At 61.1% G+C, this 10,727-nt stretch carries 8 protein-coding genes; all 8 read right to left on the bottom strand.

Annotation, left to right across the window (positions count from 1 at the left end; translation table 11 throughout):
- Positions 1-26: 26 nt before the first annotated feature.
- The 8 genes from ACWPW0_RS01050 to ACWPW0_RS01015 all read right to left on the bottom strand — a co-directional run bounded on the left by ACWPW0_RS01050 (position 27) and on the right by ACWPW0_RS01015 (position 10,707).
- Entirely contained in the window at positions 27-1,730 is a 1,704-nt protein-coding gene (locus tag ACWPW0_RS01050; RefSeq protein WP_454254156.1) for a ShlB/FhaC/HecB family hemolysin secretion/activation protein, read from the bottom strand.
- A 316-nt stretch (positions 1,731-2,046) separates the two neighbouring features.
- Positions 2,047-2,910: an ABC transporter permease subunit gene (locus ACWPW0_RS01045; protein ID WP_447588165.1), complete on the bottom strand. Its 864-nt coding sequence runs from the start codon at positions 2,908-2,910 to the stop codon at positions 2,047-2,049.
- 169 nt (positions 2,911-3,079) lie between these two features.
- Positions 3,080-3,961, bottom strand: a complete 882-nt coding sequence (locus tag ACWPW0_RS01040; protein WP_454256681.1) for an ABC transporter permease subunit — start codon at positions 3,959-3,961, stop codon at positions 3,080-3,082.
- A 221-nt stretch (positions 3,962-4,182) separates the two neighbouring features.
- A complete protein-coding gene (gene potA, locus ACWPW0_RS01035; RefSeq protein ID WP_447588163.1) occupies positions 4,183-5,337 on the bottom strand; it encodes a polyamine ABC transporter ATP-binding protein in 1,155 nt (384 codons plus the stop codon).
- Between the two features lie 55 nt (positions 5,338-5,392).
- Positions 5,393-6,487, bottom strand: a complete 1,095-nt coding sequence (locus ACWPW0_RS01030) for a polyamine ABC transporter substrate-binding protein (RefSeq protein WP_447588161.1) — start codon at positions 6,485-6,487, stop codon at positions 5,393-5,395.
- Between the two features lie 206 nt (positions 6,488-6,693).
- Positions 6,694-7,794: a polyamine ABC transporter substrate-binding protein gene (locus tag ACWPW0_RS01025; protein WP_454254155.1), complete on the bottom strand. Its 1,101-nt coding sequence runs from the start codon at positions 7,792-7,794 to the stop codon at positions 6,694-6,696.
- A 122-nt stretch (positions 7,795-7,916) separates the two neighbouring features.
- A complete protein-coding gene (locus ACWPW0_RS01020) occupies positions 7,917-9,290 on the bottom strand; it encodes an aspartate aminotransferase family protein (protein ID WP_447588157.1) in 1,374 nt (457 codons plus the stop codon).
- 58 nt (positions 9,291-9,348) lie between these two features.
- A complete protein-coding gene (locus ACWPW0_RS01015; RefSeq protein ID WP_454254154.1) occupies positions 9,349-10,707 on the bottom strand; it encodes a glutamine synthetase family protein in 1,359 nt (452 codons plus the stop codon).
- Between the last annotated feature and the right edge of the window lie 20 nt (positions 10,708-10,727).

Below are 10,727 nucleotides of genomic sequence, written 5' to 3'. Positions count from 1 at the left end.
GCGCGGGCGCGCCAATCAGAAAAAGGTCAGAAGAAAAGATCGAAGCGGAAGTTGATCGGGTGCTCGCGGCGCTCGATGACGTCCGGTCGCTCCAGCGACCGGGCGAAGGTGACCGAGGCGGCAAGGTGCTGACCACGGGCACTGAGTTCGATGGCATTGCCGCTCAGGCGACCGCGCAGTTGAGGGTTGTAGCGGCCGCCGTGGATCATGCCCACGTCATAGGCGAGGGCCAGGCCGTATTCGTGAACGAAGGGCTGCAAGGCAGCCCAGGTCACTGGCCGGCGCCAGCGCACCTGGTTGCGCCAGTAGCCACCGGTATCGCCGGATAGGGATTGCTCCTTGAAGCCACGCACCGAGCTGAGGCCGCCGATGCTGATGCGCTGCGGCCCGTAGAGCACATCTTCGCTGCGCTGGTAGTTGAGCAAACTGTCGACGCTGAAGGATTCGCCGAACCACTGGACAGGCTGCAGGTAACTGGCGGTGAGGCTGTACTTGTTGTAACGAGCCACCGGCTGCCCTGGCTTGGGATCGCCCTCGCGCTGAGCGTCCAAGGCGCCGATACCACGCTGCCAGCCGAGGTCGAGGTTGACGAAGGCATTGCCGATCCGCCGACCGTGGTTGAAGCCAAGCTGGCTTTCGGTCAGGCGCTGGCTGGAGACATCGATCAGGTTGTTTTCGATGTAGTTGCGCGTGCGCAGGTGAGCGATGCCCAGGCTGGCGGCGGTCTTGCTGACGCTGTCGCGGTGCAGCACGCGCTCGCCACGCAGTTGATGGTTCTTGCTCTCGCCATCGCTGGAAAAGGCGAAGCCGTTGGCGTCGTTGCGGGTACGGTAGTAGCTCTGGTTGTAGCCGTAGCTGAAGGTCCACCAGCCATAGGGCAGGCTGTAGAACAGGCCTTGATTGGCCGAATGCCTCCAGTGGTCGCTGACCGTATCGCCACCGCCGCGCAGGCTGAACTGGTCGGCCAGGCCCAGTGGGCTGTCCCAGTCGAAGTTGGCGCCCCATTGCTGCTCGCCGGTGCTGCGCTGACCATCGTTGTGACGGTTGAGGCCGACACGCCAGGGTTTGCTCGGTTCGCCCTTGAGCTGTACACGGCTGCCACCCACCTGCTCACCCGGCACCAACTCGAGTTGTGCGGGGCGCGACGGCAGGCGGTTGATCTGTTCGACCAGTTGCTCCAGCTCACGCAGGTCGAGCACGTCACCAGGGCGGCCGGGCAACGCCATGGCCAGTTCCCGCTCGCTGGCCACGGCGGAACTGTCCAGCCCCTCCAGCCGGCCTTCAACGACGATTACCTCCAGCTCGCCATCGGACATGTCCTGCTGCGGCAGGTAGGCCCGCGAGGTGACATAGCCACGGTCGATGTAATCCTGGGTGATGACCTTGAGCAGCTCGTTCAAGCGACCCGTGCCGAGGCACTGATTCTCGAACGGTGCGAGCAGTTCCTGCTGCCGGGCTTGAGGTATCAGCTCAGCGCCTTGCAGGCGAATGGTCTTGATGGCGAAGCAGCGTTCGTCTTCGGTCGGCGCGCTGGGGGTTACTGGGGCCTCATTGCCTGGAAGCTGTTGCAGCTCCTGCAGGCGGCGACGCTGCTCTTCGAGCAGGCGTTCCTGGCGGTCGCGAATCAAGTCGCGATCACCCGGCAGGGGCTGAGTGCCCGGCCCGGCAGCGAAGACAGCAGAAAAAGAGGTGATAAAAACCACAGACGTGGCGAACAAAAGTGCGCGCATCGCTATCCATCCCTGGAGAATACTGGCTTTCCGACATCATGACGGGGATGGCATTCTTATCAAAGTGTGTCGACGGCGCAATAAGAACGCCTTTCAATTGAAAGAATTGTGATGCAGATCAACAAAATTCACAGAACAAATCAGGCTTATCACTGTTACGAATAATTGCATTCAGGTAGGTAATAAAGCGGCTGCGCCATATCCTGCCTCCGTAACACGAGCAGCTTCAAATCCGGTACGCACAGCGCCCCCTACGAGCGCTGTACTAAATGAAAAGGGCCACATCAGTGGCCCTTTTTGTTTGCTCGACACGCTGTCAGGCGGTCTTGCCCGACCAAGTTTCGCTGGTGGTTTCGTCCATGGCTTGCTGAATCGCGCGTTTGCGCTTTTCTTCGGAGCGGCGGGCGAAGAACCAGGCGAGGAAGGTGAACATCGACACCACCAGCAGGATCAGGCTGGCCACGGCGTTGATCTCCGGCTTCACACCGAGGCGCACGGCGGAGAACACTTCCATTGGCAGGGTCGTCGAGCCCGGACCGGATACGAAGCTGGCCAGTACCAGGTCATCCAGCGACAGGGCGAAGGACATCATCGCACCGGCCGCCAGCGAGGGCGCGATCATCGGGATGGTGATCAGGAAGAACACCTTCCATGGGCGCGCGCCCAGGTCCATGGCGGCCTCTTCGATGGACAGGTCCAGCTCGCGCAGCCGTGCCGACACCACAATCGCCACGTAGGACGAGCAGAAGGTGGTGTGGGCGATCCAGATGGTGACGATGCCTCGCTCCTGCGGCCAGCCAATTAATTGAGCCATGGCCACGAACAGCAGCAGCAGCGACAGACCGGTGATCACTTCGGGCATGACCAGCGGCGCGGTAACCAGGCCACCGAACAGCGTGCGCCCCTTGAAGCGTGGGATGCGGGTGAGCACGAACGCTGCCATGGTGCCCAGCGCCACCGCCGCGATGGCGGTGTAGCAGGCGATTTCCAGGGAGCGCAGTACGGCACCGATCAGTTGCCGGTTGTCGAGCAGGCCGACGTACCACTTCACCGACCAGCCCCCCCATACCGTCACCAGCTTGGAGGCGTTGAACGAGTAGATGACCAGGATGAGCATGGGCAGGTAGATGAACAACAGACCGGCCCACAGCATGAACGTGGAGAACCTGAAGTTCTTCATACCCTGCCCTCCAGTTCTTTGGCTCTGCTTCTGGTTGGAGAGCCGGTTGAACAGGATGATCGGGACAACCTCGTCAGATGATTCATACCCTGCTCTCCAGTTCCTTGGCTCTGCTTCTGGTTGGAAAGCCGGTTGAACAGGATGGTCGGGACGGATCCAGTCAGATGATTCATACCCTGCCCTCCAGTTCCTTGGCTTGGTTACGGTTGAACAGGATGATCGGGATGATCAGGATCGCCAGCATGACCACCGCCAGCGCAGAGGCTACCGGCCAGTCGCGGTTGTTGAAGAACTCTTGCCACAACACCTTGCCGATCATCAGCGTTTCCGGCCCGCCGAGCAGCTCGGGGATGACGAATTCACCGACCACCGGGATGAACACCAGCATGCTGCCGGCAATGATGCCGTTCTTGGACAGCGGCACGGTGATCTTCCAGAAGTTGTTGAAGTTGCTCGAACCCAGATCGGAAGCCGCTTCCAGCAGGGTGTGGTCGTGCTTCACCAGGTTGGCGAACAGCGGCAGGATCATGAACGGCAGGTACGAATAGACCACGCCGATGTACACCGCGATGTTGGTGTTGAGGATCTGCAGCGGTTCGCTGATCAAGCCGGTCCACAGCAGGAAGCCATTGAGCAGGCCATTGTTGCTGAGGATGCCCATCCAGGCGTACACGCGGATCAGGATCGCCGTCCAGGTCGGCATCATGATCAGCAGCAGCAGGGTGGTCTGGCTTTCCTTGCGGGCCCGGGCGATGGCATAGGCCATCGGGTAGCCGATCAGCAGGCACAAGATGGTGCTGAAGAAGGCGATCTTCAGCGAGCCGAGGTACGCCGCCAGGTACAGTTCGTCTTCGCCCAGGAACAGGTAGTTGCCCAGGTTGAGGACAATATCCAGCTTCTGTTCGGCGTAGCTGTAGATCTCGGTGTACGGCGGAATGGCCACGTCAGCTTCCGCGAAGCTGATCTTCAGGACGATGAAGAACGGCAGCAGGAAGAACAGGAACAGCCACAGGAACGGCCCACTGACGACCGCCGCACGACCGACGCGCAGGCCGCTGAAGCGGCTGAACAGCAGCGTCACGACGGCATAGATGGCAACCAGCACGGCAAGGCCGACAACCAGGTTGCACAGTTGATTGAACGACTGCCCCAGGGCGGCCCAGAAGGTGGTGCCCGAGGTGGTCAGGTTGAACAGGGTGAGCACGGCCAGGGCGAGCAGCAACGCGCCGACCAGTTGGCTACCCCGGCTGATGGAGGTGAGTGCGAGTCTGTTCATGACTGCAGTACCACGCCACTGTCATCCTCCCAGTACACGACGACGTGATCGTCCCAGGTCGGTCGCTTGCCACGGCGTTCGGCGTTGGCGATGAAGGATTGGACGATCTGCCCGGATGCCAGCTTGATGTAGTACACCGAGTGGCCGCCGAGGTAGGCGATATCGTGCACGGTGCCGGTGGACCAGTTGTAGTCGGGGTGCTCGTGGTCGGCCGGCAGTTCGGTGGCCATCAGCAGCTTTTCCGGACGCAGGGCGTAGCTCACGCGCTTGTCTTCGGCGCGAGTGGTGATGCCGTGGCCGATGTAGATGGGCTTGTCCAGCTGCGGGCAGTCGATGATCGCGTGGTCGGCGTCATCCTTGGTGATGGCGCCGTCGAACAGGTTGACGTTACCGATGAACTCGCAGACCAGGCGGCTAGCCGGGGTCTCGTAGATGTCCACCGGGCTGCCGGTCTGGGCGATCCAGCCGAGGTGCATGATGGCGATGCGCTGGGCCATGGTCATGGCCTCTTCCTGGTCGTGGGTCACCATCACGCAGGTCACGCCAACGCGCTCGATGATCTCGACCAGCTCCAGTTGCATCTGCGAACGCAGCTTCTTGTCCAGCGCGCCCATCGGCTCATCAAGCAGTAGCAGCTTGGGGCTCTTGGCCAGCGAGCGCGCCAGGGCCACGCGCTGACGCTGGCCTCCGGACAGCTGGTGCGGCTTGCGCTTGGCGTACTGGGTCATGTGCACCAGCTTGAGCATCTCCGCCACGCGCTCGTCGATCTGGTCCTGGGGCATCTTGTCCTGCTTCAGGCCAAAGGCGATGTTCTGCGCCACGGTCATGTGCGGGAACAGCGCGTAGGACTGGAACATCATGTTGATCGGCCGCTCGTAGGGCGGCATGTCGGTGATGTCGACGCCATCGAGCAGGATGCGGCCCTCGGTCGGGCGCTCGAAGCCGGCGAGCATGCGCAGCAGCGTCGATTTGCCGGAGCCGGAGCCACCGAGCAGGGCGAAGATCTCGCCCTTGTTGATGGTCAGCGAAACGTCATCGACAGCGATGGTTTCGTCGAACTTCTTGGTTACGCGATCGATTTTGACCAGCACCTCTTTCGGTTGCTGGCTGCCCTCAAGGGCTTTCTTGTAGGCGCTGGAGGCAACTGCCATTTCCAAAACTCCCGGAACGAAATAGGGCCCGGCACACTACGCCGGGCAAAGGGGATCACTTACCCGACTTGACTTTGGTCCAGCTGCGGGTCATCGCGCGTTGCACGTTTGCAGGCAATTCGGAGGAGACGAACAGATTATCCAGCACCGCTTGCGGGGGGTAAACGGACTCGTCGTTGCGAACCTCGGGGTCCATGAACTCGCCGGCCTTGACGTTCGGGTTGGCGTAACCGACATAGTCGCTGACTTTGGCGATCACCTCCGGGTCGAGCAGGTAGTTGATGAAGGCATGGGCCTCGGTGACATTCTTCGCGTCGACCGGAACAGCGAGCATGTCGAACCACAGGTTCGCGCCTTCCTTGGGAATGCTGTAGGCGATCTCGACGCCCTTGCCGGCTTCGTCGGCACGGTCAGCAGCCTGCAGGATGTCACCGGAGAAACCGGTGGCGACGCAGATGTCACCGTTGGCCAGGTCACCGATGTACTTGGAGGAATGGAAGTAGGTCACGTAGGGACGCACAGCCAGCAGTTTCTCCTCGGCCTTCTTGTAGTCATCGAGGTTGGTGCTGTTGGGGTCCAGGCCCAGGTAGTTGAGCATCGCCGGGATCATTTCATCCGGCGAGTCGAGGAAGGCCACGCCGCAGGCGCTGAGCTTCTTCATGTTTTCCGGCTCGAAGACCGCGGCCCAGGAGTCGATATGGTCGACACCCAGCACCTGCTTGATCTTCTCGACGTTGTAGCCGATGCCATTGGTGCCCCACAGGTAGGGGACGGAATACTGGTTGCCCGGATCGTTCTTTTCCAGCTGCTTGAGCAGCGCCGGGTCGAGGTTCTGCCAGTTCGGCAGTTGCTTGCGGTCGAGCTTCTGGAACGCCCCGGCCTTGATCTGCTTGCCGAGGAAATGGTTGGACGGCACGACCACGTCATAGCCGGTACGGCCAGCGAGGAGCTTGCCTTCCAGGGTCTCGTTGGAGTCGAACACGTCGTAGCCGGTGTTGATGCCGGTGGCCTTTTTGAAGTCGGCCAGGGTGGTTTCACCGATGTAGTCGGTCCAGTTGTAGATATGCACGGTAGGTGCGGCCTGGACAGTGCCAGCCAGCCCCAGCGTAGCGGCCGTTGCGATCAGGGTTTTGCGCAAGAAGGTTTGCACACGTCAGTCCTCATTCTTGTTGATTTTTCGCAGCCGCTGCCGACGGCCGGGGTTGTGAAACGGGGGCACCTTGCCGCAGGACGCACCCAGCCGTCCGCGCACGAAGCTGTGTGGGGGCTCGTGGATAACGACAGGCAATTGCGGGTTGGTGCATGAAGCCCTCCTGGCAGGGCTCCGGCGGGAGCACCCGCCGGAGGGTGTCTGCATTATTTACCGGACTTGATCTTGGTCCAGCTGCGGGTCATGGTGCGCTGCACCTTGGCCGGCAGATCCGGGAAGGTGTAGATCTTCTCCAGCACTTCGTGCGGCGGGTATACGCCCGGGTCGTTGCGCAGGGCTTCGTCAGCCAGCGGAACGGCAGCAGCGTTGCCGGTAGGGAACTGGGTGAAGTTACCGATCTCGGCGATCACTTCAGGCTTCATCAGGTAGTTGAGGAAGATGTGGGCGCCTTCGGGGTTCTTGGCATCTTTCGGCACGGCCAGCATGTCGAAGAAGCTGCCTGCGCCTTCCTTCGGAATGTTGTAGGAAACCTTCACGCCATTCTTGGCTTCTTCCGCACGGGATTTGGCCTGGTAGATGTCACCCGAGTAACCAATGGCGACGCAGATGTTGCCGTTGGCCAGGTCACCGATGTACTTCGAGGAGTGGAAGTAGGTGATGCTCTTGCGAATCGTGAGGAACAGGTCCTCGGCGGCTTTCAGCTCTTTCGGATCGCTGCTGTCGGTCTTGTAGCCCAGGTAGTGCAGGGCGGCCGGCAGGATTTCGGTCGGCGAATCGATGAACGCGACACCGCACTCTTTCAGCTTGGCAATATTTTCCGGCTTGAACACCAGGTCCCAGGAATCGACCGGTGCGTTGTCGCCGAGTACGGCCTTGACCTTATCGACGTTGTAGCCGATGCCGATGGTGCCCCACATGTAAGGAATGGAGTACTGGTTGCCCGGATCGCTCGGCTCAAGCGCCTTGAGCAGGGTGGTGTCCAGGTTCTTCCAGTTCGGCAGCTTGGCGCGATCCAGCTTCTGGAACACGCCCGCCTTGATCTGCTTGGCCAGGAACGGGTTGGACGGCACGACGATGTCGTAGCCCGAGCTACCCGCCAGCAGTTTGGCTTCCAGTACTTCGTTGCTGTCGAAGACGTCGTAGACGACCTTGATGCCGGTTTCCTTGGTGAACTTGTCCAGGGTGTCCGGTGCGATGTAGTCCGACCAGTTGTAGACGTGCAATACCTTGTTGTCGGCCTGCGCCATACCGGCCACAGCGCCCACCATGGTCATGGCGAGCAACGTTTTACCGAAAGTCTTGATCATGCGGGTTAGCTCCCTTTTTCATTTGTAGTATCCGGGGTTGCGCCGCCACGGCAACGCACCCTCCGGTGAGCCTGGCCAACGCACCGTCGCAGTCTGGCAAGGTATGGCATGTCACTCAAGTCTCAACCTTGTACAGCTTGTGCGGTGAGATCGAGGCACTTGCGTGCTTTCTCGATCAGTTCGTCGATCTCGTTTTTGCTGATGACCAGCGGTGGCGCGATGATCATGGTGTCGCCAACGGCGCGCATGATCAGTCCGTTATCGAAGCAATGGCCGCGGCAAATCATGCCGACGCCCGTTTCGCTGGGAAAACGTTCGCGTGTTTGCTTGTTCTTTGCCAGTTCGATGGCGCCGAGCATGCCCACTCCACGTACCTCACCCACCAGCGGATGATCCGCCAGTTCACGCAAACGCTTTTGCAAATACGGTGCCGTTTCGGCTTTTACCCGCTCGACAATTTTCTCGTCGCGCAGAATGCGGATGTTCTCCAGGCCGACGGCTGCTGCCACAGGATGCCCGGAGTACGTGAAGCCATGGTTAAAGTCGCCACCATCGTTGATGACCTGGAACACCTTGTCGCTGACGATCAGGCCGCCCATGGGCACGTAGCCGCTGGTCAGGCCCTTGGCGATGGTCATCAGGTCCGGCGTGTTGCCGAAATAGTCGCTGCCGAACCACTCACCGGTACGCCCGAAGCCGCAGATCACCTCATCGGCGACGAACAGGATGTCGTACTTGGCGAGGATCTCGCGGATGCGTGGCCAGTAGGTATCCGGCGGGATGATCACGCCACCGGCGCCCTGAATTGGCTCGGCGATGAAGGCCGCGACGTTGTCCTCGCCCACCTCGAGAATCTTCTTCTCCAGCTCGTTGGCGGCCCAGGTACCGAACTCGTCCGGGCTCATGTCGCCGCCTTCACCGAACCAGTAGGGCTGGGCGATGTGCACGATGCCTGGAATCGGCAGGTCGCCCTGCTCGTGCATGTAGGTCATGCCGCCCAGGCTCGCGCCGGCCACCGTGGAGCCGTGGTAGCCGTTCTTGCGGCTGATGATGACTTTCTTGCTCGGCTTGCCCTTCAGCGCCCAGTAATGGCGGACCATGCGCAGCATGGTGTCGTTGCCTTCGGAGCCGGAGCCGGTGAAGAACACATGGTTCATGCCCTTGGGCGCGACGTCGGCGATGGCCTTGGACAGCTCCAGTACCGGCGGGTGAGCGGTCTGGAAGAAGGTGTTGTAGAACGGCAGCTCACGCATCTGCGTGGCCGCTGCCTGCACCAGCTCTTCTCGGCCATAGCCGACGGCCACGCACCACAGGCCGGCCATGCCGTCGAGAATCTTGTTGCCTTCGCTGTCCCACAGGTAGACACCGTCGGCCTTGGTGATGATGCGCGGACCCTGTTCGTGCAGCTGCTTGTAGTCGCTGAACGGCGCGATATGGTGCTCACGGCTCATGGCCTGCCATTCGCGGGTTTTCGGGTTGTTCGCTTGCTCGGTCATAGTCACCTCAGAGTTACACCAAGGTGCCGGGCGGATCACGCGCCGGCACCCGTCAAGATCAAACGGATAGCAGCAGGAATTCACGCTCCCAGGAGCTGATCACCCGCTTGAAGTTCTCATGCTCGGCCCGCTTGACCGCGACATACCCGCGGATGAATTTCTCACCCAGGTACTTTTCCGCGTCCTTGCAGGCTTCCATACGCTCCAGCGCACTTTCGATGGTCACCGGCAGGCGCAGGTTGCGGCGCTCATAGCCACGGCCCTTCACCGGCGCACTGGGTTTCAGGCCTTCGACCATGCCGATGTAGCCGCACAGCAGCGAGGCGGCCAGAACCAGGTACGGGTTGGCGTCGGCGCCCGCCAGACGATTCTCCACGCGGCGGTTCTGCGGGCCGGCTTCCGGTACGCGCAGGCCGACAGTGCGGTTCTCCTCGCCCCACTCGACGTTCACGGGTGCCGAGGTGTCCGGCAGGAAGCGGCGGAACGAGTTGACGTTCGGTGCGAACAGCGGCAACAGCTCGGGGATGTACTTCTGCAGGCCACCAATGTGGTGCAGGAACAGCTCGCTCATGGTCCCGTCCGCGTTGGAGAACAGGTTCTTGCCCGTCTTGGCGTCCACCACACTCTGGTGAATGTGCATGGCACTGCCGGGCTGGTCGGTGATGGGCTTGGCCATGAAGGTCGCCGCCACATCATGTTTGAGCGCCGCTTCGCGCATGGTGCGCTTGAACACGGTGATCTGGTCGGCCAGGTGCAGGGCGTCGCCGTGACGGAAGTTGATCTCCATCTGCGCCGGGCCGTCTTCGTGAATCAGCGTGTCGAGGTCCAGATCCTGCAGCTCGCACCAGTCGTAGACATCTTCGAACAACGGGTCGAATTCGTTGGCCGCGTCGATGGAAAACGACTGACGGCCCACTTCCGGGCGCCCGGAGCGACCCATCGGCGCCACCAGCGGGAAGTCCGGGTCGCTGTTGCGCTTGGTCAGGTAGAACTCCATCTCCGGCGCGACGATGGCTTTCCAACCCTTGGCGGCGTAGAGCTTGAGGATGTTCTTGAGGATGTTGCGCGGCGACAGCTCGATCGGGTTGCCCTGCTTGTCGAAGGTGTCGTGGATCACCATCGCGGTCGGCTCGATGGCCCAGGGCACTAGGAACACGGCGTTCTCGTCTGGACGGCAGAACATATCGATGTCCGCCTCGTCGAGCAGCTCGTAATAAATGTCATCCTCGACGTAGTCGCCGGTCACGGTTTGCAGCAGCACACTCTCGGGGAGGCGCATGCCTTTTTCGTCGAGGAACTTGTTGGTCGGCGAAATCTTGCCGCGGGCGATGCCGGTAAGGTCGCTGATCAAACATTCTACTTCGGTGATTTTGCGTTCTTTCAGCCAGCTGGTCAGCCGGTCGAGCTTGCTAGTCATAAAGACCTCGGGGTTGTAGA

This window comes from Pseudomonas sp. Marseille-Q8238, from assembly GCF_965111915.1.
This window is presented reverse-complemented; position numbering and strand designations above follow the sequence as displayed.